We start from the raw sequence: 23,744 nt of genomic DNA, 5'->3' as shown, positions 1-23,744 counted from the left end.
AGTCAAAAACGCGCCGAGCCTCAAACGCAGCGAGCGCGCCCCTCCGCACGGGTACCGCCACGAGTCCGCGGTCGGCCCCAGACCCATCGAGAGCTCCTGCAGCACGGCGCCTGCCACCTCGAAGTCCGCGGGCCCGAGGCCTCGGACACCGCCCAGGCACGACGGCTTCACCGCGAACGCGGCCCTCACGCCCAGAGCTCGCTCGCTCCACGTCCGCACCGGCGCGACGGCTTGCCCGCTCGGCCTCCGCGTGCGAAGAGCGGACGATGCAGCTTCGCCTCGCCCGGATCGGCTCGCTCTCGCTCCTGCTCACCGCCTGTCCCGCGGACGCCGACACCGACAGCGCCACCGGCTCCGCGACCACCGACGCGGCCGCTTCGACCACCAGCTCCGACGCGACCACCACCACCGGCGACCTGCCGACGAGCACCACCGCGGACCCCACGACCGGCACCACCGCGGATCCCACGACTGGCACCACCGCCGACAGCACCACCGCGACCGCCACCACCGAAGCGGCGACCACCACCGAAGCGACCACCACCGAAGCCACCACCGGCAGCGTCGAGGGCGAGCTCGGCTGTGCCCCCGCGGATCAGTTCGACTTCGCCTCCTACCTCGCCGACGACTGCTTCTGCGGCGACGCCTGCGACTGCTACCGCAACGTCCCCTACGGTGAGGCGGCCAGCTGGAACGAGCCGACCCTCGACGACCTCGAGATCCACCAGGCCGTCGACATCTATGTCCCCAAGGGCATGTCCCAAGGGCCAGCCATCCTGTGGGCTCACGCCAACGGCTCGAGCAAGACCATCAACCCCGGCAGCGGCCTCGCCACCAACGCCCTCATGCCCGCGCTCGAGGCCGGTCAGGTCGTCGTCAGCGTCGAGTTCCGCCACCCCGTCACCAACTACGACATCGGCGCCCCCAGGACCGACCTCGTCGACGCCGTCCAGTTCATCCGGTGCAACGCCCCGACCCTCGGCGTCCACCCCGAACGAATCGCCGGCATGGCCTCCTCGCGCGGCACTCTGATGCTCTGGACCGCCGTCCAGCCCGAGCTCGCCGACCCGGGCAGCGCCGATCCGGTCAAGCGCCAGTCGAGCCGCCTCCTCGGCGTCTATGCTGCCCAGGCCCAGACCTCCTATTGGGGCCAGTGGATCGCCGACACCTTCTATGATCCCGCCTTGCACGACCTGCTGCTCATGCAGCTCCCGGCCGACGACGTCGCGCTCGGCCACGCCGTCGGCGACGTCGACGCCGACGCGCCGCGCGTCGAGCTCGTCTACGTCGACCCGCTCGCCGAGCTCCCGATCACCCTTCAAACCATCGGCATGGTCGACCCCGTCCACCTGCCGAACTTCGGCGACGAGCTGTGCAAGGCCTACGCCGCCGCCGGCCACGGCGAGGACTGCACCGTCCACTACGAGGTCGCGCAGAACGCCATCCACGCCGGCTCGGTCACCTTCTTCGCCGACCTGTTCGGCGGCTGATCGCGCTCCTGCCCTCGAGGACATGTGCTTTCGGGCATCTCGCCGAAGCCATCCTCCACGAACATGCCAGCGCAACGACGTCGCGCCACGCCGGCCCGCGCCACCTGTCCCTCGCGCCAGGTCCTCCTCGCCCCGGCTCGCCCTTGACGCCGGCTCGCCCTTGCCGCACACCTTGCCGACAGTGGCGAGCACCGGCATGCACGGCCGCGCGGCGGCGAGGCGCGGATGAGCGCGGCGCGCCTGCTCTCGTCCGTGCTCACGCTCCAGGGCCCCGCCCCTCCGGCGAGCGCGAGCGATTCGGACCTCGCCGCGCCCGCCGACGTCCGCTGGACCGCCCCGGCCGGCTGTCCCGATCGGGCCGCGCTCCTGGCCGGCATCGCCCGCCGGCGCGGCCGGCCGCTCGAGCCCGGGCAGGCGCGCGTGACCGCCCGGGCCCGCCCCGAGGGCCCGCACCGCTATCGCCTCCAGCTCGAGCTCGAGGTCGCGGGTCGCCGCGAGCGGCGGATCCTCCGCGCCAGGACGTGCGAGGCCCTGGTCGACGGCGTCGCCCTCGTCGTCGCCCTCGCCGTCGACGGCAACCCGGGCGCGCCCCCGGCCGAAGCAACCCCCGACGTCCCCGACCAACCAGTCGAGCCCTCCGAGCCCATCCCGCCCGACGACCCCGGCACCACCGCCGAAGCGCAAGCATCCCCCGGCACAGTCCCCGCCCCGCCCCCGGCCGTCCCCATCCCGCCTCAGGCCGCCCCGCCCGTCCCCGTCCCCCCCCAGGCCGCTGCGCCCGCCCAGCCCCCTCCAGCGCCACCCCAGGCCGCCTTCCAAGCCCCGGCGCCGGTCGACCTCTCGCCCCCCGTCATTCGCTCGCGCCGGCGCCCTGGCGGCTTCCTGCGCCTCCACGGCCTGGCCGAAGTCGGCGCGCTCCCCGGCCCGACCGGCGGCGTCGGCCTCGCGGGCGGCCTCCTGTGGCGGTGGTTCCGCCTCGAGCTGCTCGCCGCCTACCTCGCCCCGCGCCTCCTCGACCGCCCCGAGCTGCGCGCCCGCGTCTCCCTCTTCGCCTTCGCCGTCCACGGCTGCGCCCGACTCGGCCGCGGCCGCCTCGAAGTCCCGCTCTGCCTCGGCCTCGAGGCCGGCGGGCTCCCGGCCGTCGCCGACACCGGCCGCAGCGTCGTCGGCCGCTGGCTCGCGCCCACCGGGGGCGTCGGCGCGGCCGTGCGCCTCCACCCGCGGGTCGCCCTGTGGGCCTTCCTGCAGGGCCTCGCCGCCGTCCAGCGTGGCACCCTCGCGGTGCGCGAACCCGGCCCCGCCGGCGAGCTCCGCGTCGTCCACGACCCCGGCATCGCCTCCGCGCGGCTCGCTCTCGGGGTCGAGGTGAAGTTCGGCGATCCGCGGTGATAGATCGACGCGCAGCCGGAGACGACTCTCTTTCAGAGCCCTCCATGCGCTCCGACCCCCGGCCCGACGACGCCAAGATCCGCGCCTTCCGCGAGCTCTACCTCGCCGAGTTCACCTTCGTGTGGGCGACCGCGCGCCGCCTCGGCGTCCCGCCGACCCTGGTCGAGGACGCCGTCCAGGACGTGTTCATGACCGCCTACCGCCGCCTCGACCAGGTCCGCTTCGAGGTCTCGGCGCGGGCCTGGCTGCACGGCGTGACCCGCCGGATCGCCGCTCGACACCGCCGCACCGCCGCCCGCCTCAGCCGCCGCCTCGCCGCCCTCGCCGCCGTCCCGAGCGGCCCCGCCGACCCGCCGCAGGACCGCCTCGCCGCCGCCGAGCAGCTCGAGCGCCTGCTCGCGCGGCTCGCCGGCCCGACCCGCGCCGCCTTCGAGATGGCCGAGCTCCACGGCATGAGCGGCCCCGAGATCGCCGGCGAGCTCGGGATCCCCGTGGCCACCGTCTACTCGCGGGTCCGCCTGGCCCGCGAACAGCTGCAGCGCGAGCTCGGCGGCCCCGGCCTCGAGCGCGAGCTGGCGGCCGCCCGCGCCCGCGAGACCCCGCCCCCGGCCGCCGCCGAGCGCACCTGGGCCGCCATGCTCCCCGGCCTGTGGACCACCCGCGCCGGCCTCGGCCTCGCCGTCCTCGCCTCCACCCGCACCGCAGTGATGACCACCCTCGTCGCGGTCGCCGGGGTCGTCGCCGTCGCCTGGCCGAAAGGACATATCGACGATTCGCCCGACGACCGCCAATCCACGCACGCGTCGCCCCGCGACACCTCGGCCGCTCCGCCGCAATCACCCCACCGCGACCCATCGCCCCCGGACGAACCCACCAGCCAGGCTCACGAATCGTCGGTTCTCCAGGTGTCCGCCGGCGCCTCACCGGACGACCCCGACAAACCCGCGGCCGACCGCGATCTCGCAACCCCCACGACGCACCCGCGCGAACCTTCGACCGAGGTCGCCGCCGCCGACGCCCTCGCGGCCCGCACCTCGCACCCAGACGGCGATACCGACGAGCTAGCGACCGAAGTCGCCGCCGACGCGCTCACGGCCCGCCCCACGCAGCAGCGCAGCCCCGCCGACGAGCTCGCGGCCGAGGTCGCCGTCCTCGACCGCGCGCGCGCCGAGCTCGCACGCGGCGCTGTCGGGGCCGCCCGGGCGCACCTCACCGAGCACGCGCGGCGCTTCCCTGCCGGCCAGTTCGCCGACCTGCGCGGCGCCACCGAGATCGAGCTGCTCTGCCGCGAGGGGGACCGCGCCGGCGCGGCCGCGCAGGCGGCAGCGCTGGTAGCAGCGCATCCGCGCTCCGCGGTGGCCCAGCGCTTCAAAAATTTTTCTTGCCCGGACTGATAGGAATCGTGCGGGGTGGAGACGACAGAGATCAGAGGTCGAACTTATGCCCCTTCTCCGATTCTCCTATCACTCCGCGCTCCTGATCTTGTCCGCTGCGCTCGCCCAGCCGTCCTGCACCTACCCCCAGGTCCTCGGCGACGCCCCGCCGGGCGGCGACACGTCCAGCGGCACCGACACCTCGGGTAGCCCGGGCACCGGCACCGCCGATCTACCCACCGGCGGCGAGCCTGGCGTCTGCGACAACCCGGCCTTCACCTGCAGCCAGCCGCTCGACTGCGAGCAGTGGGACTGCGGCGCCCTCGCCAGCCCCTTCGACGCCGACGGCTGCTTGCGCCCCGACTGCAGCGATTCGCCCTGCGCCGCCGACGAGCTCTGCTACAGCCTCGAGCAGCCCGATGAATGCCCGGCCGGGATCGTCGGCTGCAGCGACGACCCCGAGGCCGGCGCGTGCGTCTGCGAATCCTCCGACGCCTGCACCCACCGGCGTTGCATCCCCGCCGACGAGGGCCCGCCGGTCGAGTGCCCGCCGCTCACCGACAAGGAGACCTGCCTGGCCGCCGGTTGCAGCGAGTTCTACACCCTCACCTACTGGCGCATCGACGACGGCGAGTGCGTGATCGACCAGGAGGCCGGCCCCGCGTGCGTCTGGTTCCCGACCGACACCTGGGGCGGCTCCGCCTCCCCGGGCCCGTTCTACGAGAAGGCGACCGGCCGCGCAGTCGAGTTCCAGACCATCTGGGACGTGCCCCCGCACGGCTGGGGCGACTGCACCGACCCCGACGCCCCGCCCGCGTGCGGCTGCATCGGCCAGTGCGAGTCCCTGCAGCAGCAGGCCGCCGCCTTCCTCGACGCCGACAAGCCCTGCGTCGACGCCGGCGACTGCGCCTTCGCCGACGGCATCTGCTACCAGGGCAACACCTGCGGCAACGTCGGCGTCCACAAGGACAACCTCGACGCCTGGAACACCCTCCACGGCCAGCTCGGGGCCCCCAGCTGCTGCGCGGGCGCCAACGCCTGCGGCGCCGATCTCGCGTGCGAGAACAACCGCTGCGTCGCAGTGTTCCCGTGACATGTCCGTGAGGACATGGATGTCATTCTCCGGCCGACTCGCGGAATGACATGACACGGCCCCTCGGACATGTCACTCACCCGCGAGCGGCTCGGCCGGCACAGGCGTCGACAGTCGCTCGAAGACATGTCCTTCGGAACATACAGGCTCCACGGCCGGCCGAGCTGTCGCGCGTGAGTGACATGGTCTCTCGGACATATCCCTCATCCGCGAGCGTCTCGGCCGGCGCACACGTCGTCACGTCGCTCGAAGACATGTCCTTCGGGACATACAGGCTCCACGGCCGGCCGAGCCATCGCGCGTGAGCCACGCCGAGATCTCGACCCACCTCCGAGCTCGATCGAGTCCCGGCATCGCGCCTTCGAGCGAGCTCGCACTCGCGCCGACCCATCGCGCCAGCAGCCGACGCGCACTTCCGCCGTCCCACGCCGAGCTCGCGCCTCGCGCAGGCGCGTGCGCGCGGCCGATGCCCTGCGGCCCCAACCGACGCCCCTCGCACGTCGCCCCGTCGCCCGCGCGCAGCACCGCCCGGTCCTGCCCAGCGCCCCTCATTGCAGCGAGCGGACCGGTCGAGCTCGCTCGCGGGTCAGCCGCGAGTTCGCGCAAGGGCGACCCCGACGCGCACGCTGCTGCGCCCTGGCGAGCCCGGCGTGTTTCTTTTAAAAAACTCGCCGCCATGCGTCTTCACTCGCTCGTCCTCGCCTGTCTCGCCGCGACCTTCGCCTGCACCCCCGACGAGGAAGAGGCCCCCGCCGTCGAGGTGCGCGAGGGCACCGAGCTGCCCGCCAACATCCAGCCGGCCCTGCTCGAGTTCCGCGACAACTGGACCATCGTCAACAGCGGCGGCCCGCTGGTCGCCGGCAACACCGTCCTCGTCGGCTACGACGACGGCCGCCTGACCGACTGTCGCGGCGACCAGAACGGCGAGCCCGCGTGGTCGATCACCGGCTATCACCAGCTGGGCGCCGGCGACGTCGGCAGCTTCGAGGCCGGCGGTCACTCCCCGTCGCAGGGCACCGAGCCGCCGGTCTTCACCCTCGAGGACTCCGGCGACCTGGCGATGTGGTTCCACAACACCAGCGTGTGGGGCTGCTCCGCCTACGACTCCAACTACGGCGCCAACTGGCACTTCGGCGTCGGTGCCAGCCTGTCCTTCAAGACAGACTGGGTCACCGAGGCCCTCGGCACCCCGCGCGCCGGCGCCCCGCTGGTGATCGCCTACGACCCGGCGCGCCTGCCCGACTGCCGCGGCACCAAGTACGGCCACGACGCCTGGAACATCCGCGTCCACTACCGCTTCGACGGCGGCCCGGCCCAGTACAAGCTCCTCACCGCCCCCCAGAGCAACCTCCAGGTCCCCTGGCCGGCCGTGCTCGACGTGCCCGCGGGCGCCGGCGAGGTCGAGCTGTGGTTCGAGAACCAGGACTACTACGGCTGCAAGGCCTGGGACTCGCAGTTCGGCGCCAACTACCACATCGACCTCGAGTGAGCCGCGCGCAGGCGGATGGCGCTCACGACATGTCGCCACGGACATGCTGCGAGCGCCATGTCTCGAAGAACATGTCCTGAAGTCGCCTGCTCGCGCTTCCCGCGAGCACCCGACCTCCCTGCCCGCGGAGCCGTCAAGCCTGCGCGCCGAGCAGGCGATCGACCTGCGCGATCGCGGCGGCGAAGCCCTGCGATCGCGCCGCCTCGTCGTGCGCGGTCGCCTCGACCGTGATCACCTCGACGCGCGTGATGCCGATGAAGCCGAGGATCGCCCGCAGATAGGGCGTCTCGAAGTCGTCGACCCGCGCCGACGTCACCCCGCCGCGCGCGATCACGATCGACGCCGACGTCGCGCCGAGCAGCCCGACGGGGCGACGGTCGCGGGTCACGAACGTCTGCCCGTCGCGGACCACGTGATCGATCCACGCCTTGAGCGCCGACGGCAGCGATTGATTGTAGAGCGGGCTGCTGACCAGCAGGTGGTCGGCCGCGCGGAGCTCGGCGATCAGCGCGTCCGACAGCGCCACGCCCGCCGGTGGTTCCGCGCCGACCGGCGCCCCGTAGAACGCCGCGATCGTGGGCGCGTCGAGGTGCGGCACCGGCCGCCGCGCCAGGTCGCGGACGATCACGCGTGCCCTCGGGTGCGCCGCCGTCCAGCGCGCCTGAAAGTGATCCGCGAGCCGCCGCGAGCTCGAGCCCTCGAAGCGGGCGCTGGCGTCGATCCTGAGCAACGTCGTCATGGGTCCTCTGCCTCGAAGACCCGCCGACCCGCCGAAACGTGACCGGCCCCCGCGCGAAAAAACGACGAGCTCGCCCGCCCGCCCGTCACTCCCAGCCGTACTCGTCGACCGCCGCCTTGAAGCGCTCCACGTGCTCCTCCTGCAGCGTCGCCAGCTCGGCCAGCGCCGCCTCGCCGAGCGGGTCGAGCACATTCAAAAAGTCTTCGCCGGCGGGTGCGGTCTTCCAGTCGTTCTCGACGAAGATCACCCCGGCCTCGCCAGCCTGGGCCAGCGCCGCCTTGTACGGCGCGAAGCTGTCTGCCGCCTCCTCGACCGCCGCCACGAACGAATCGTCGTCCAGCCCGCTGTAGGGCTCGCCGTCGGGCCCGCGCAGGTTGAGGTAGATGACCTCCGAGCCGAACGCGAAGTAACCGCCGCCGAGGCCGACGTCGACGTCGGCCGCGTGATCGAAGAACGCCTGGCCGAGCTCCGGGTCGACCTGCGCCACGTCGAACGTCACCACCGCGTAGCCCGTCCCGCCGTCCTCCGCCGCGAAGTCGGTCACCAGCACGCTCCACTGGCTGAACACGTAGCCGAGCGCGGCCGCCAGCGACTCGACCTCCGCTCCGCTCGCCATCAGCCGCGTCTGCAGCGACGGGTTCGTCACCCGCTGGAACCCGCCCGGCGTCAGCTCCGTGTCCAACATCTGGTCCGCGAGCCCGACCAGCGCCACCACGTCGGGCAGCATCGCGTCGCGGACCTCGACCGTGAACGCCTCGCGCTGCTCGTAGCTCGCGTTCTCGAGCGTCAGGTCGAGCATCCCCAGCTCGTACAGCGGCGTCGGGATGACCTCGTACGACACCTGCTGGATCGGCCCGATCGGCAGCGGCCCCGAGTCCTCCTCCTCGCCGCACGCCGCCAGCAGCGGCGCGCCGAGACAGACAAGACCCATCCAAATCACTCGCGGAGCCAGAACGAAGAACGACACGCCATTGTGAATGCAGCAGCGAGCCCGAGCGCGTCAAGTCCCACTTTCCGAGGCCCCGCCGCCAATCGCCGTTTCGCCGGCATCTCCGCCCGCGAGTCCCCTCAATCTCACGACCTGCCCCGAAAGCCAGCTCGTCGGGCGGGCGCCCGCCCGCCGCCCGCCGGGCGCTCCTGGTCGCGCGCTGCCACCGCCCTCGCCCCCTGCGATTGCGAGGAGTCCTGCATGGCGATCGACCTACCGCCATTGCGGATGGCCCCTTGCCGGCCGAATGTCGGTCTCCGCCCTTTCATCGCCGGGGCGAATTCGCCCACCTCCTGCCCCGCCGGGCAGCGTCTCCGCCCGCGGACGCTGAGCCGCGGCGCGACATCGATTACCGTGGACGACACGAGGCGCATGACCCGATCTCACCTGTCCATGCTCGGATTCGCGGCCGTGCTCGCGTGCGGCGAGTCCGGCGCCCCGACCACCGAGAGCACCACCGACGGCACCACCACCGGGAGCAGCAGCGGCACCACCGAGGCGCCGACCACCGGCACCACCACGAGCACCACCGGCACGCCGCCCACCACCACCGACCTGCCCACCGGCGGCAGCATGGGCGGCACCGACAGCGCCAGCGGCACCACCGACGCCGCCAGCGGCACCACCGACGACAGCGAGGGCAGCGGCGGCGGCGGCGAGGGCAGCGGCATGGCCTGCGCAAAGTGGTACGACGCCTTCGTCGACTCCTACCGCCCGCAGTGCGAGTGCCAGGTCTCGCTCGGCATGTACGACAGCGTCGACGAGTGCCTCGCCGCCACCGTCCCGCCGCAGAGCTGCACCTGCGAGATCTTCGCCCAGTCGCCCGACACCGCCGACCAGCTCAAATGCTACGAAAAGGCCGCCCAGGACAAGGCCGAGTGTCTGTCCGGCCTCGGCCTGTGCGCCGGCGAGCCGATGCTCGCGCTGTGCGATGACCTCCAGCTCTCCGCCCTGCTGCTGTGCGGCAATCCGCCCAAGGAGATCTGCGACGCCATCACCATGATGTGCGAGGACGCCCCCCTGCTGATCTGCCTGTTCTGACGCGACCTTTCGCTCGCGCGACGTCCCTCTGCATTCACGCGCCTCGCCCGCGCAGCTCCCTGCGCAGGCGGTCCCTGACGCACATCGTGCGAGCATGCCCGGTGATCGGAGGACGCGACGACGGAGCGCCGCAGCGCGTGCATGGCACCCCGACGCGGCCTCGCATGGTATGTTCGGGTCACATGGCTGTCGGCGACTCGCAGGACCTTCGCGTCCGTGCCTTGACCGAGGAATTGACCCGTCGTCTGCGCGACTTCATCGCCGGGCGCGAGACCCCCGCCACCTTGCAACAATGGGCGCAGAAGGTGTGGGGTGGGACGCAGGAGGGCCCCGCTGCCGCCAATCGCCTGGCCACCGAAGCGCTCCACGATCTGTGGAACGCCGACTCGCGCTTCCCTGCCGGCGACCTCGGCAGCCCGCCCATCTTTCGCCCCGTCGACGCCGCCGAGTCGCTGCGCCAGCTGCAGCGCGGCACCCTCGTCGGGCCGGTCTGCGAGGTCGCCGGCCTGAAAGCCCCGCTGCGCCACTTCGCCACCCGGCTCGACCTCGAGACCGAGCGTCACGTCCTCGACGGCCTCGGCTGGTTCGAGTTCTTGCGCTTCGCGTCCCCCGGCACCGGCAGGGCGTTCGACCTCCAGCGCCCGCTCGAGCGCCGCGACTCGGACAGCCTCCCCACCCTCGTCCGCGCCTCCATTGCCGACGACCCGCAGGAGACCCTGCGCGACCTGTTCGAGACCCTCGTCATCGACCACGACGACGTCGCCGCGCTCGCCGACAACTTCGCCGACCTCAAGCCGCTCCGGCGCACTCTGTGGCGGCAGGACGACAACGGCAACCGCGCCGTCGTCGCCACCTTCACCGGCATCCGCAAGGCCGAGGCCGCGCTGCAACAATACTCGGCGTTGATGCACAAGCAATTGTACTGGCTCGAATGACGCCAGCACCCGCGAATGCGGCGAGTCGGACCGCGTGGCCGATTGAAATCACCTGAGCGTCACGAGCCACCGACAGGCTCGCGCCGCGGACCGTCGAATGGGGACCCTTCATGAATCGAGGGCCCCCGCGTCGGACGCGCGCTCCGGGGCCGACGTCCTCGTTCGCGCTGCTCCGCGTGGCTACCACGGCACTTCGGTCCGAGTGCCGGCCCCCTCGCACGAACTGCGATTCGGGGTCCCCGTCCACCCTCGGAGGGCGTTCACCCGCCTATAATCCGGGGATGCTCGCAGGTCTCCGCCTCACCTCGATCGTCCTCGTCGCGCTCGTCGCCGCGTGCGGCGACAATGCTCCGGCGCTCGTCCCCTCCACCGCGTCGACGACGGGAGGCAGCACTGCGAGCAGCACTGAGGGCAGCACTCCGACGAGCACCTCGAAGCCCGACGACGGCACCACCGCCCCCGACCTGCCCGTCACGACCACCGCCGCGAGCACCGGCGACGAGCCGGGCACCACCGGCGACGGACCTGGCACCACCGGCGACGAACCGGGCACCACCAGCGGCGAGACGGGCACCACCGGCGAGACGGACACCGCCGACGAGCCGCTGCTGCCCGGCTGCGGTGACACCCCGCCGGTCGACTTTCACGCCGAGCCCAGCGCGCCGGCCGACGGCGCCGCGGTCCCTGGCCCGTCGGTCGACCTCGAGGTCACGATCGGCGGGACGATCCTCGCCGACGCGACCGCCAAGTTCCACCTCCGCGAGGTCCACACCCTGACCGACGCCGACGACTTCACCATCGTCATTCTCCCGGACACGCAGAACTACACCCAGTTCCCCGGCAACTTCCCTCAATACCCGGCGCAGACCCAATGGGTGTGGGACCACCGCAACACCGACAACATCGTCGCGGTGCTGCACAACGGCGACGTCGTCCAGCACGGCAACATCGAGGAGATCGAGTGGGAGCGCGCCGAGACGGCGATGAGCACCCTCGAGAAGACCGGCACCAAGTTCCCCGACGGCATCCCCTACGGCATCGCCGTCGGCAACCACGACAACGGCGCCAGCTTTCACGACGACGTCCCGAACTCGACCACCCTCTTCAACAAGTACTTCGGCGTCAAGCGCTTCGAAGACCGCGCGTACTACGGCGGCCACTACGGCAACAAGAACGACAACAACTGGATCCTCGTCCGCGCCGGCAACCTCGACATCGTCATGGTGAGCCTCGAATACCGCGGCGACCTCGGCCAGAACCCCGACGTCCTCGCGTGGGCCCGGGGCGTCTTCGAGGATCACCCGCACGCGCTCGGCATCGTCAACTCGCACCACATCGTCAAGGCCAACGGCGACTTCTCCGCCGAGGGCAAGCAGATCTACGACGTGATGAAGAAGGTCGACAACGTCCAGCTGATGACGAGCGGGCACATCAAGCAGTTCCGGGCGCGCCGCACCGACAACTACATGGGCCACAAGATCCACTCGATGCTCGCCGACTACCAGGACCTCATCCTCCCCGGTGAAGGCTGCGCCGGCGGCTGCGGCTACATGCGGATCTGGCGGTTCTCGCCCAAGAAGAACCAGGTCAAGGTCGAGACCTACTCGCCCTCGCTCGACAAGTCGATGACCTCCGACAAGGAGCAGTTCACCCTGACCCTCGACCTCTCGGCGGCCACCGGCGTGTTCGAGGTCGTCGGCCAGGTCGCCGGCCCCGGCGCCGCGCTCGCCCACACCGTGAGCGACCTGAAGTCCGGCGCGACCTACGAGTGGTACGCGATCGTCAAGGAGTGCGGCGCGAAGGTGACGACGCCGACACGGACCTTCACCGTCGAATGACGACCTCGCATTCGCGGGCGAAACGCCCGGCTCGCAACCGAGCACGGCCCACCTGACGGCGCGCCTGCGCACGGCCGCGATCGCCGGCGCTTGCGGCCGTCGGCGGGTTCGTGCTCTCGTGGCGCATGCGTAGGAATTCGAGCGGGTCGCAGCGGCGTGCGCTGCGGACGGGAACATTGTTGTTGGTCGCCGCGTGCGGCGACGCCACCGGCAGCGGCACCGACACCGCGGTCGCCACCACCACGGGCGCGACCGTCACGCCCACCGGCACCACCACCGACAGCACCGGCGCCCCGCCGCCGACCACCGGCGGCCCCGACACCGCTGGCACCGTCGGCGAGACTCAGGGCACCCTCACGACCGGCCCGACCACCAGCGACACGAGCGAGTCGACCGCCACCGAGACCAGCATGGGCGTCACCACCGGCCCGGGCCCGGACATGGGCCCCGCCTGCGCCGACACCTGCGAGGACGGCGTGTGCGTCGGAGAGGTCTGCTGCCCGATCAACCAGGCCTGCACCGACACCTGCTGCGGCGTCGGCGAGGTGTGCTCGTTCCAGGAGTGCGTCGTCCCCGGCGACGATTGCGTCGACGCCACCGATTGCCCTGACGGCTCGTACTGTGAATATACACTGGGCGAGGCCGAGCAGCCGCCGATGTGCATGGGCGGCGTCTCGCTCGACGGCGGCAAGTGTCTCCCGCAGCCGCCCGAGTGCCCCGACGGCGTCGAGCCGATGGAGGGCGAGCCCATCACCTGTTTGCCCAAGTGCGAGGTCGTCCCGCCGGTCCAGGACTTCGGCATCGTCCTCAAGCACGCCTGGGGCGGTCAGGTCACCTCGCCCTACGCCACCGACGTCATGATGTCGCCGATCGTCATCAACCTCGACGACGACGACTGCGACGGCAAGGTCAACGAGAAGGACATCCCCGAGATCGTCTTCAGCACCTTCAGCGGCGGCGCCTATTACAAGCAGGGCACGCTGCACGCCATCTCGGTGGTCGGCGGCCAGCTCGTCGAGAAGTTCAGCGTCCCCAACGTCGTCCAGCCCGGCGGTGGCCTCGCCGCCGCCGACCTCACGGGCGACGGCGTGCCCGAGATCGTCGGCTGCATGAACCCCGGGCCGGCTGGCGTCTCGTGTTGCGACGCGGTCGCCCAGAACACCGGCGTGATCGCTTTCAACGCCGACGGCACCACCCTCTGGACCCAGCCCGACACGACCAAGGTCCACTGCGGCAACCAGGCGCCGGCCATCGGCGACGTCGATCAGGACGGCGTCCCCGAAGTCCTCGTCGGCTTCACCCTCCTCGACGGGGCCACCGGCGCGGTGAAGACCGAGCTCGATCCGGCCACCAGCTGGGGTCAGCGCCTCACCGGCCTCAGCGACCTCGACGGCGACGGCTTCCTCGACGTCACCGACGGCCAGCGCGCCTACCGGGCCGACGGCGACATCCTGTGGGACCTCCGCAACGGCCCCAACGCGGTCGTCGGCGGCTACCACGGCGTCGGCGACTTCGACCTCGACGGCCAGCCCGAGGTGGTCATCATCTCGAGCGGCGGTCCGCACACCATGCAGGTCGTGCGCTACGACATGAACAGCCCCGACGGCGCCCAGGTCGTGCGCAAGGGCGTCGACATCAACGACGGCATCTCGACCAAGGTGTTCTGCAACGCCCAGAGCGAATACGGCGGCGGCCCGCCGACCGTGGCCGACTTCGACGGCGACGGCGTGCCCGACGTCGGCGCCGCCGGGGCCGTCGGCTACATCGTCTTCAGCGGCAAGCTGATGATGGACCCCAATGTCGCCAACAGCGACATCGACCTGTGGTTCAAGACGACCCACGACTGCTCGTCGGCGGTGACCGGCTCGTCGGTGTTCGACTTCAACGGCGACGGCAAGGCCGAGGTCATCTACTCCGACGAATACCACCTGTGGATGTACGACGGTCAGACCGGCACCAACCTGATCCCGAGCACCTGCAACACCACCGGCACCCTGTGGGAGTACCCGCTGGTCGCCGACGTCGACAACGACGGCCAGGCCGACATCGTCGTCGCCAGCAACGCCTACGGCGTCACCTGCCCCGACAACAACACCCGCCAGTCGGGCATCCGGATCTTCGGCAGCGCCAACGGCTCGTGGGTCCGCACCCGCCGCGTGTGGAATCAGCACACCTATCATATCAGTAACATCCGCGAGGACGGCAGCGTGCCGGTCGCCGAGGCGCCGAATTGGAAGACCGACGGTCTCAACAATTACCGGCAGAACGTCCAGCCCGAGGGCGAATTCTCCGCGCCCGACCTGACCGCCGCCCTGTTCCCGCGCTGCGAGGGCCCCTACGGCCTGGTCGCCCGCGTGCGCAACATCGGCCAGGCGGCCGTCCCCGCCGGCGTGACCGTCGGCTTCTACGAGGGCGACCCCGACATGGGCGGCGTCAAGCTCGGCGAGGGCGCGACCAAGAAGGCGCTCTACCCCGCCGAGGCCGAAGACGTGGCGATCGACGTGCCCAACCCGTCGATGGCCCTCACCGACGGCACCACCCCGGTGTTCGTGGTCCTCGACGACGGCATGCCCGAGCACCTGTGGCAGGAGTGCCGCACCGAGAACAACAAGGTCGAGGGCAGCGGCTACTGCGTCCGCCCGGGCTGAGCCGGGGTCGATCGACCCCCTCTCCTCACTTGCGCAGGACCACGATCAGGACGAAGGCCAGCGCGATCGCGGCGAGCCCTCCGACGGTCACGAGGACGATCTTCGCGATCGAGAGCGGCGCCTTGCCGGTGACCACCGCCGCGTCCTGGCCGTTGACCACCGCGCGGTAGAGCTTGTCGCGGTAGCGGTAAGCGAGCACGAATGCGGGGAAGGCGAGTCGCTCCGAGCCGAGGCGCCGGGGCAGCACCGCGACCGAGAGCTTGCGCTGGCGGCTGCCGGGGACCCACGTGCTCGCGTGCGCCAGCGCGGCCCGCTCGAGCCCCTCGGCGATCGCCCGGCGGGCCGCCGACCGCTGGACATCGAAGCGCTCGATCAGCACGCCCGGGCGAGCTTCCGGCGGCGGGCCGCCCGACTCGACGCGGTAACCGCGGGCGATCGCCCGGCACTCCGCAGCGCTCAAGCCGCGTGACGCCGGCACCAGCACGTTGCGCAGGTTCAACGACTGCTGGCCCGCATGCGGGGCCCAGGACGCGCGCCGGGAGCCGACCTCGGAGTCGGCGGCCCAGCTGACCAGCACCTCGGCGTCGAACACCCAGCCGACCCACCACAGCGGCTTCAGCTCGCCGATCGTCGCCGCTGTCTGGAGGTCGCTCGGGCGGAAGAAGCCGAGGGTGCCGAGCCAGCGCCGCAGACCCTCGGCCGCCATCGCGGGGTCGACCGCGAACGGCAGGTAGGCGGACGCCTCCTCGACCGGGTCCTCGGGGCGCTCGACGTGCATCTGCGAGCCGCAGAACGAGCACTTCGGCGCGCGGACCTCGACGTCGTAGGACACCGCCGCGCCGCAGCCCTCGCAGCGGAGGAACTCGACGCGCGTCGCGGCGCCGACGAGCGCCTCACCCGGCGTCGGCAGCCCGCACACCGCACAGCGGAGATCGCCGGTCTCGACCGGCGACTCACAGCGGCCGCAGGGCGCGACGGCCGGCGTCGCGGTAATCTCAGCGCTGGGCAAGCAGCACCCCCCCGACGACGAGGCCGACGATCAAGAGGACCAGCGCGCCGATCTTCACCCACGAGCGCAGCGGCTTGCCGAACACCTTGCCGGTCTGGCCGTTGACCAGCAGGCGGACCACGCGGTCGTCGGCGAAGCGGACCGGCAGCACCCACACCGGCGCGAGCATCAGGATCTGGGCGATGTCGGCGAGGCGGGCGCTGACCTGGAGGTCCGACTGCCGATCGCCGGGCATCATCTTCGTGATGCGCCGCTGAACCTCTGCCATCGCCTCGGCGACCGCGAGCTCGCGGCACACCTCGGCCGTCATCGACGCCTCCTCGGCGATCCATCCGGAGAGCAGGCGCGGCGAATAGCGGTGGAGCGCGCGCAGGTCGAAGGGCTCGACCCCCTCGAGCTCATGGTTGTCGATCCCTCGCGAGGCCGTGACGACGACGTCGCTGACGTAGGCCGAGTAGCTCCCCGCGAGCGTGTGCCACTCGGTCTCCGTGCGCGTGCGCGTGACCGTGCGGCCCTTCGAGTCCGTGGTCGTGTAGGTCACCGTGTAGTTCTCGCCGATCCGGGCGGTGTACTCCGCGTGGGCCGCCGCCGAGAACAGGTACGAGGGCACGTAGATCCCGCGGATGGCCTCGACCGTGGCCTTGCGGAACGCCTCCGGGGCGAGCCAGGCCCGCCTCACCCAGCGCCGGGCCGCCGCCAGCGCCTGCTCGTGCGGGACGATGAACGCGAGCACGAAGTCCGGCTGCGGCCGCCCGGCCTCCCGCGGCCGCTCGACCACCGCCGGCGACGCGCAGTACGGGCAGGTCGCGGTCCGCAGGTGGGCTTCGACCTGGATCTGCGAACCGCACGAGCCGCACGAGAATTCGACGATTTCGCTCACGTCCGGGCCGCGATCGTGCCACAGGGCCCTCGTTCCGCGGCCGTGATGACGTCGATTTCCACGTCCGCGCACGCGCGCCTCCGTCCTCGCTCTGCTCGGCGACCGGCGGCCCGAGAGCTTGGCCCGCCGGAGGATCTACGCTGGCGCGGAAGCCCAAATGCGCGGCCGCGCGCTCTCCCGGTCGTCTCGAAGTCTGCCTCGACTTCGTCGCCGATTGGCTCTTTTCGCTACGGCCCACCGTAAACGGGCCCACGGTTGCCACCGCCCGGAGAGGCCTGACCTGACCCCTCGTCGTCGTGGCGCGAAAGGTCGATAATCCCCGCTACGGCCACGAGCTCGGTGTGAACCATGGGCGCCCCACAGATCCACCAGCGCTTCGCGCCGGGCGCCCGCCTGCCCCGCCACCGCCACGCCGCGGGTTATCTCGCCGTCGTCATCGACGGCGCCTATACGGAAGCCGGAGACGCCGGCCGGTTTCGCCTCACCGCCGGCCAGCTCGTGCATCACCGCGAATTCGAGGCGCACGGCGATCAATTCGGCACTGCGGGCGCCCGCGTGCTCAATCTGCCCTGCCCGCCCGACGCGCCCCCTCTACCGGTCGGTCGACTCGCCGACCTCGACGGCGTGGTCCGCCTGGCCGAGCGCGACCCCGCGGCCGCGGCCGCGCTCGCGCTCGCCTCACTGAACCCTGTCTGCGACGAGCGCGACTGGCCCGACCTGCTCGCCGCTGATCTGCGCGCGGACCCCTCGCTGCGCCTCGACGCCTGGGCTGAGACCGCAGGCCTCGCCCCTAGCACCCTGGCCCGCGGCTTTCTGCGCGCCTACGGCGTCTCGCCCAAGCGCTACCGGGCCGAGGTGCGGGCCCTGAAGGCGTGGCGTTGCATCGCCAGCTCGCCGCTCACGCTCGCCGAGTTCGCGCTCGAGCTCGGGTTCGCCGATCAGGCCCACATGACCCGCGCCCTGGTCAAGCTCACCGGTCGCACCCCCGCGGCCGTGCGGCGCGTCGCGGGTCGAGTGGATTCAGGCCCGACGATTCATTCGACGCCGCGGCCGACGCCTTCACGGTGAGGCCGTGGGTGGGGTCCAGAGGTCGGCACGTGGGAGCTCGAGCACCGCGGCCGCGGCAGCGTGCAATGAAGGCGGCGCGAGGCGGCCGTCGCGTGCGGCGGCGCCGAGCCACGCCTCGATCGCGCCGCCGGTGCGATCGAAGCCATCGGCTCGCAGCAGGCCGTACAGGCCCGCGGCGAGCACGTGCATGCCGCCGTCGGCCCGACGCCAGCGCTGGCCGGCCGGTACTGCGACGCCGAGCCGCTCGTTGACCAACTGCTCGAGGGCCTCGGTAGTGTCCTCGTCGAGGTACCCCGCGAGTGAGGTGTAGCCGAAGCTCGGATCGTGCTCGGCGACGATGCGGCTGAGGAGGGGGTCGGCCGCGAGCACGGCGAGTACGTCGCGGATCGCCGGGCTCGACTCGTCGAACGGTGGGTGAAGGATCTCGTGGGCAGCGTTGCGGATCACGGTCTCGTCGGAGTAGTCGAGGTGGGTCAGGAAACGCTGACCCTGGACCTTGATGCCGTGGGGCTTGGAGAAGTGCAGGAGGTCGATCTGAATGTCCGGACGCAGCGGGCGGCCGAGCAGGCGCTCCTGCTCGGCGATGACGTCGACGCTGGCCAGGCGCGCCCGCAACTCCGTCTCGCGGCGGGTCGCGCGGTCGCCGATGACGGCCCCGCGAAACGCGGGCAGCTCGGCGGCAGCGAGGGCCGCGAACAGGCGCGTGAGCGCCGGCCTGGCGGCGATGAACCAGCCCCAGTCGTCGGCCTCCCAGTACGGGCTGGCGCGATAGGTCGGCAGCAGCACCTGCTCGGCGCGCGCGAGCGAGTCGCGGAGCTGCGCGAGAGTGTCGGTCGGGCCGGCCGAGAACAGCAGGCACAGGTACGGGCCGAGCAAGGAGTGGCGTGCGGCGGCGTCCGACTTGAGCGACTGGATCGTGGCGATGGTGTCGGCGTCGAGCCGCGGGGCGAGCTGCGCTAGCTCCTGCGGGTACCACTCGGCGTAGAACGGATCACCTGACAGCGGGCCGAGCAGGCACAGAAGATCGAGGCCCTCGGACGCGGCGACGGTCCAGCGGGTGCGCGGCGTCGCGGGCGCCCGGAGGTGGGCGCAGCTGCTCATGAGCAGCGGCAGGTGGGCCAGAGTGGCGAGGCAGGCGCGTCGATGCATGACGCCCTGTTTGGGCCGTCATGGGACCGTCGGGCTTGAATCCACTTGACCTGGCGCGCCCGACCGTGTGGTTCGCCCGTGTCCCCGTCACGACACTCATGCTCGCAGGTGGACTGCGGCCTCGCCCAGGACCTGGCCGTTGATGCGGAGGTCCACGGTATGCACGCCGGGGTAGTAACGGCGCGTCGTCACCGGCTTGAAGGAGTGGCGGCGTTCCAGCGCGCGCTCCTCTCGTGGACCGAGCTCGATCGCCCAGCCCTTGAACACCTTGGGCGAGGTGCTGCCGTTGGCCTTCACGTGGTGTACGGCGTAGTCGATCACGAGGCGCTGGGGCTTCGCCGCGGTCGAGCGCAGCACCAGGCGCAGCGTCACTTCACCGCCGATGGCGACCCGGGTCGGGGCCACGGTCCACTCCGCCTCGCCGCGAAAGGCCTGCCCCAGGCCCCAGGCGGCCAGCACCGCCGGATCGCCCTGCTTGATCAGGGTGCGGCTGGCATGCCGAAGCAGTGCGCGACGCTCGGGCGACGCACCCGGCAAGTAGCGCACCAGCCACTCGGCCACGTGCGCGGGGTGGTCCTTGGCGATGTCGTTCAGGTGATTGGCGACGCTGCGCCGCACGTACTCGCTGGGGTCGTCCTGCAGCGCGGCGAGCCATGGCAGCGTCGGCGTGGGGTCGAGCACCAGCGCTTGCAGCCGCAGGCCCCAGGGCAGGCGCGGACGGCTGCCCTCGCTCACCAGCCGTCGCACGTGCGCGCTCGGGTCCCTGACCCAGCGCGCGAGCGTCGCGTAGCACACCGCGGGGTGTCGCACGATGAACGGCCGGATCGCAAACTCGGCGGTCAATCGCTGGGTCATCGCGTGGAGCGCGGCCAGACCACGCTCGGGCGCGTCGATCGCCAGGCGGGCGATCGCCTCGGTCAAGGGCCACACCGCCCAGCCGGCCAGGCCGCGCTCGCTGGTCCGTAGCGCGCTCAGGTCGTCACCCGCGCCCGGCGGCCCGAGGCTGGCCTCCAGCAGCCCGGCCGCGCGGTCGACGTCGGCCGGCAGCGTGGCCACCAGTGCATCGGCCACCTGCAGCACGCGGGCCTTCAGCTCCAGCGTGTCCAGGCGCGCCAGCGCCCGGGCCGCGAAACCGCGGCGATCGAAGCCCGGATCGACGCGCTTCAGGTGGTGGCCGATGGCCTGCACGACCTCGGTGTTGATCAGGTTCTTGAACGGCTCGGCCATCGCCCGGCAGCATAGGCCGACTCGGGGTCTTTTCGCGCCTCCTCGGTGGCGCCGCGCCGCTCGGCTCGAGCGCGGCGAGCGGCATTTCCTGCTGCGGGTTCGCCGCGCTCGACGTCGCTCGGGGTTCTCACGTGCGTACCTCGCTCGCGCAACGTGTCGGCGGTCCTGGCGACCACGCGAGCGAACAGTGTAGGGACCGGCGATCAACGTTTAGCTCGCTCGACCGCTCACGCCAATTCCGGACGCCGACCTCGAATGCGCCGTCGCTATCGACAATCGGCAGTGTCCCCGCCACCGCCCATAAGGCTCGTCGCAAAGAGGTCGTTGTCAAGATTTGCGGGCTCGTGTACGGTCCCGGGCGAAAAGAGGTGATGATGACCGTGAGCCGCGACTTCGCTCCCCCCGCGCCGCCCTGCGATTGCGACAGTGACCCTATCGGCGGACTCGAGCGGATGTTCGTACGATTCGCCCAGAATCGTGCGCTCGCCACCGGTCGTGATCCCGCGACGCGCCCGGTGTTCTTGCGCCTGCATGGCGCGGCGCACGGGCGGTTCGAGGTGCGCGCAGACTTGCCGGTCGAGCTTCAAGTAGGGGTGTTCGCGCCGGGCGCGGTCCATCGCGCGTGGGTCCGCTTCTCGAGCGACTTGCAGCCGGGTCGGCCGGACCTGGGCGGCACGTTGGGGGTGGGGATCAAGTTGTTCGACGTCGACGGGCCGAAGCTGCTCGAGCCCGACGAGGAGGCGCGGACGCACGACTTCATCCTGCAGAATCACCCGGTCTTCTTCGTCGACGACGCCGCCAAGATGTGCGCATTCACCTGCGCCTCGTTGAACGGTCAGCTCGATCAGTGGCTCGCCGACAACGAGGAGACCGCCCAGATCTTGAAGGACATGGAGAAGCAGGTCGATTCGGCGCTGGCCACCCCCTATTGGAGCGTGCTGCCGTACAGCCTCGGCCAGGAGCACGTCAAATACAAGCTGGTGCCCGAGGCCGCCGGGGACGGCCCGCCCGCAGCGTTCGACGATCCGACCTATCTGCGTGCCGACCTCCACCGCCGCATGGCCGCCGGCGAGGCCCGCTTCGGGTTCTATGTGCAATTGAGGAAGGGCGAGATGCCGCTCGACCGCGCGACCGTCGAATGGTCGGAGCGCGAGAGCCCGCCGGTGCGCGTCGGTACACTGGTGCTCCCGCAGCAGGACCTGGACGCCCGCGGCCAGTCGGCGTACGGCGAGAGCCTCGCGTTCAACCCGTGGCACGCCTTGCCGGCGCACGCGCCGGTCGGCAGCATCTCCGAAGCGCGCCGGGTGGTCTACCGCGCCTCTGCCGACAATCGCCGGGACGTCAACGGCCAGCCGCGCGGCGAGCCGACCGCGCCGCGGCCCGACACGTGGGACGACGGTCGAGCGTATCCCACGGCCGTCGATCGCCGGGTCGTGCGCGCCGCGATCCACCCCGCGATCGGCGTCGCCCGCGTCGGCAACAGCGCGAGCGAGTACCTCTACGGCCCCGAGGTGGTCGATGCCCCGCCCGCGCCCGTCGGGGCCTGGCGCGACTCGACCGGGGCGATCAAGCGGCAGGCCGCGCGCTTCCGGATCTACGGCTACAACGCCGCGGGCGAGGTCGTCGGCGAGCTCACAGCCAACTCCGCCGACATCACCTGGCGGGTCCACGTCGCCAACAGCAAGGCCGCCTGGTTCCAGTGGCAGATCGCGCTCGACATCCCCGAGGCCGAGACGGTCACGCTGCCGTTGCGCAACGCCAGCGTGCCCGCGCCCGAGCGTGCGCGGCTCGTGATCGACGGCGGGCCGGTCGAAGTCCGCGGCAAGTCCACCGTCGGCCCGACGATCGCCGGCCAGTTTCAGGGCACGCCGGTGCAGCTCGGCCAGCTCCGCACCGACGACGCCGGCCGTCTGGTGTTCCTCGGCGGCCACGGCGTGTCCGCCTCGCCGACCAACCAGCCGATCTTCGATCCCAATGTGCCGACGACCTTCATCAACGCCGATGGCTGGTACGACGACACCTCCGACGGCCCCGTCACCGCGACCGTCCGCATCGAGGGCGCCGAGATCCCCGTCGAGGGCGCCTGGGTCGTCACCGCGCCGCCGGACTACGGGCCCGGCGTCCTCGGCGTGCGTACGCTCCACGACCTGCTCGTCGACCTGTACGTGCAAGCAGGCTGGCTGCCGGCGCGGCGCGACGTCGCGTTCAAGCGCGACGTCTGGCCGCTGTTGCGCCGCCTGTCCGGGCTGCAGTGGAACAATCACGGCTTCGCGGTCGCGTTCGGGGCCGGATCGCGGCTCGACTTCGACGATCCGGCGCTGGCCGCCGAGCTGGCGTGGAAGCCGGCGCAGGGGGGGTACGATCGTAATCAGGAGCTCCGGCGGCAGGTCGCCAACAGCTTCCGCCCGTCGACCCCGAGCGACGGCAACCAGTTGCCGTGGCCGTGGCTCTACGGGGACGCGATGGAGTCGGTAGCGATCGACAACCCGCGGCAGAACGCCGCGATCACGTGGACGCAGGAGCAGGTGCTCGCCAGGTGGGTCGCCGGCGACTTCATCGACGATCTCGCGGTCGAGCTGCCGACGTACGCGGCGCTCGAGGAGGTGCCGCTGGCCGAGCAACCGGGGATGCTCGACCGCGCGGCACTCGACCACGCGCTCGCCGACGCGTTCCATCCGGGCTGCGAGGTGACCTGGCCGATGCGCCATCTGACGATGTTCGACCGGCCGTTCCGGATCCGTCACCGACCCGCGGGCACGCCGGCGCCGAGCTACGGCTCGACGCTGACGCAATCGGTGGTGCTCGGCCCGAACGGCCCGCTGCACGACCAGGGCCCCGGCGATCTCACGCGCTGGATGGGTCTCCCCTGGCAGGCCGACACCGCGTTCTGCCGCGCCGGCTACGACAAGACCTACGATCCCTTCATCCCCAGCTTCTGGCCCGCGCGCGTGCCCAATCAGGTGCTCACGCTCGAGCAATACCGGGTGCTCATGGACACCTCGCGGCCGCTGGAGGCCCGCCGCGACGCCTTCGCCGCGCGCGCCGACTGGAACGCGCGCCTCCAGGGGAAGGCGCCCGAGCAGATGGTCCAGATGGTCCATGAGTTCCACGAGATGGGGCTGCTCGAGGTGCAGCCGGGCCCGAGCGACGTCCCGGGCGTGCCGAGCCAACTGCGCGTCGCGTCGGGCGGCGTCGCGGGCCCGCTGAAGGGCGAGGTCAGCAAGCTCGAGCCGCACGAATGGCCGGTGCCCGTCCACAAGCCAGCGCGGCGATGATGGATGTCGTCGTCACCGGCGCCGGCCCGGCCGGTGCGATCGCGGCGGGCCTGCTCGCGCGCGCCGGTCTCGCCGTGACGATGATCGACCCGCGGCCCGAGGGGTTCCGGATC

The 23,744-nt window shown here is 71.7% G+C and carries 18 protein-coding genes; 12 read left to right on the top strand and 6 right to left on the bottom strand.

The features are described from left to right. The first annotated feature begins 266 nt into the window (after positions 1-266). From OV090_RS49240 to OV090_RS49220, 5 genes are all read left to right on the top strand, one after another. Complete coding sequence (locus tag OV090_RS49240) at positions 267-1,490, top strand: alpha/beta hydrolase (RefSeq protein WP_267712190.1); 1,224 nt, start codon at positions 267-269, stop codon at positions 1,488-1,490. A 252-nt stretch (positions 1,491-1,742) separates the two neighbouring features. Beyond that, positions 1,743-2,879 (top strand): hypothetical protein, encoded by a 1,137-nt coding sequence (locus tag OV090_RS49235; protein WP_267712189.1) that lies wholly within the window; start codon positions 1,743-1,745, stop codon positions 2,877-2,879. A 44-nt stretch (positions 2,880-2,923) separates the two neighbouring features. Further along, positions 2,924-4,273 carry a sigma-70 family RNA polymerase sigma factor gene (locus OV090_RS49230; protein ID WP_267712188.1) on the top strand — a complete coding sequence of 450 codons (1,350 nt, stop codon included), beginning with the start codon at positions 2,924-2,926 and terminating at the stop codon, positions 4,271-4,273. Between the two features lie 46 nt (positions 4,274-4,319). After that, a complete protein-coding gene (locus OV090_RS49225) occupies positions 4,320-5,345 on the top strand; it encodes a hypothetical protein (RefSeq protein WP_267712186.1) in 1,026 nt (341 codons plus the stop codon). Between the two features lie 676 nt (positions 5,346-6,021). Then, positions 6,022-6,834, top strand: coding sequence for a DUF6209 family protein (locus OV090_RS49220; RefSeq protein ID WP_267712184.1), 813 nt, complete (start codon positions 6,022-6,024; stop codon positions 6,832-6,834). A 133-nt stretch (positions 6,835-6,967) separates the two neighbouring features. Here the strand turns inward: OV090_RS49220 and OV090_RS49215 are convergent, their stop codons facing one another. Both OV090_RS49215 and OV090_RS49210 read right to left on the bottom strand, forming a co-directional pair. After that, on the bottom strand, positions 6,968-7,573 hold the full coding sequence (locus tag OV090_RS49215; RefSeq protein ID WP_267712182.1) for an NAD(P)H-dependent oxidoreductase: 606 nt from the start codon (positions 7,571-7,573) through the stop codon (positions 6,968-6,970). Positions 7,574-7,658: 85 nt separating this feature from the next. Further along, positions 7,659-8,504: a hypothetical protein gene (locus OV090_RS49210; protein WP_267712181.1), complete on the bottom strand. Its 846-nt coding sequence runs from the start codon at positions 8,502-8,504 to the stop codon at positions 7,659-7,661. Between the two features lie 429 nt (positions 8,505-8,933). On the opposite strand from OV090_RS49210, the gene OV090_RS49205 reads away from it, so the two are divergent. From OV090_RS49205 to OV090_RS49190, 4 genes are all read left to right on the top strand, one after another. Then, positions 8,934-9,602, top strand: a complete 669-nt coding sequence (locus tag OV090_RS49205; RefSeq protein WP_267712180.1) for a hypothetical protein — start codon at positions 8,934-8,936, stop codon at positions 9,600-9,602. A 182-nt stretch (positions 9,603-9,784) separates the two neighbouring features. Next, positions 9,785-10,537, top strand: a complete 753-nt coding sequence (locus OV090_RS49200) for a hypothetical protein (protein ID WP_267712178.1) — start codon at positions 9,785-9,787, stop codon at positions 10,535-10,537. A gap of 281 nt (positions 10,538-10,818) precedes the next feature. Further along, positions 10,819-12,375, top strand: coding sequence for a metallophosphoesterase (locus OV090_RS49195; protein ID WP_267712176.1), 1,557 nt, complete (start codon positions 10,819-10,821; stop codon positions 12,373-12,375). Between the two features lie 125 nt (positions 12,376-12,500). Beyond that, entirely contained in the window at positions 12,501-15,023 is a 2,523-nt protein-coding gene (locus OV090_RS49190; protein ID WP_267712174.1) for a VCBS repeat-containing protein, read from the top strand. Between the two features lie 25 nt (positions 15,024-15,048). Here the strand turns inward: OV090_RS49190 and OV090_RS49185 are convergent, their stop codons facing one another. Further along, a complete protein-coding gene (locus tag OV090_RS49185; RefSeq protein ID WP_267712172.1) occupies positions 15,049-16,032 on the bottom strand; it encodes a zinc ribbon domain-containing protein in 984 nt (327 codons plus the stop codon). Further along, positions 16,019-16,912 (bottom strand): hypothetical protein, encoded by an 894-nt coding sequence (locus tag OV090_RS49180; RefSeq protein ID WP_267712170.1) that lies wholly within the window; start codon positions 16,910-16,912, stop codon positions 16,019-16,021. The genes OV090_RS49185 and OV090_RS49180 overlap by 14 nt, the downstream gene beginning before the upstream one ends. Before the next feature lie 348 nt (positions 16,913-17,260). Here OV090_RS49180 and OV090_RS49175 point away from each other — a divergent pair, with 348 nt between their 5' ends. Next, complete coding sequence (locus OV090_RS49175; protein ID WP_267701357.1) at positions 17,261-17,980, top strand: AraC family transcriptional regulator; 720 nt, start codon at positions 17,261-17,263, stop codon at positions 17,978-17,980. Here the strand turns inward: OV090_RS49175 and OV090_RS49170 are convergent. Next, the gene (locus tag OV090_RS49170; protein WP_267701358.1) at positions 17,972-19,129 is read right to left on the bottom strand and encodes a hypothetical protein; all 1,158 of its coding nucleotides are present in this window, start codon (positions 19,127-19,129) and stop codon (positions 17,972-17,974) included. The genes OV090_RS49175 and OV090_RS49170 overlap by 9 nt on opposite strands. A gap of 96 nt (positions 19,130-19,225) precedes the next feature. Next, positions 19,226-20,356 (bottom strand): DNA alkylation repair protein, encoded by a 1,131-nt coding sequence (locus OV090_RS49165; protein ID WP_267701359.1) that lies wholly within the window; start codon positions 20,354-20,356, stop codon positions 19,226-19,228. Between the two features lie 452 nt (positions 20,357-20,808). On the opposite strand from OV090_RS49165, the gene OV090_RS49160 reads away from it, so the two are divergent. After that, a complete protein-coding gene (locus OV090_RS49160) occupies positions 20,809-23,631 on the top strand; it encodes a LodA/GoxA family CTQ-dependent oxidase (protein ID WP_267701360.1) in 2,823 nt (940 codons plus the stop codon). Beyond that, positions 23,595-23,744, top strand: a 150-nt coding sequence (locus tag OV090_RS51435) for an FAD-dependent monooxygenase (protein ID WP_346660446.1), incomplete at its 3' end; no start/stop codon positions are given. The genes OV090_RS49160 and OV090_RS51435, both read left to right, overlap by 37 nt.

Source organism: Nannocystis sp. RBIL2 (assembly GCF_026626745.1).
Classification (GTDB): Bacteria; Myxococcota_A; Polyangia; order Nannocystales; family Nannocystaceae; genus Nannocystis.
The sequence above is the reverse complement of the archived record's forward strand: the minus strand, read 5'-3'. Positions and strand labels throughout refer to the sequence as shown.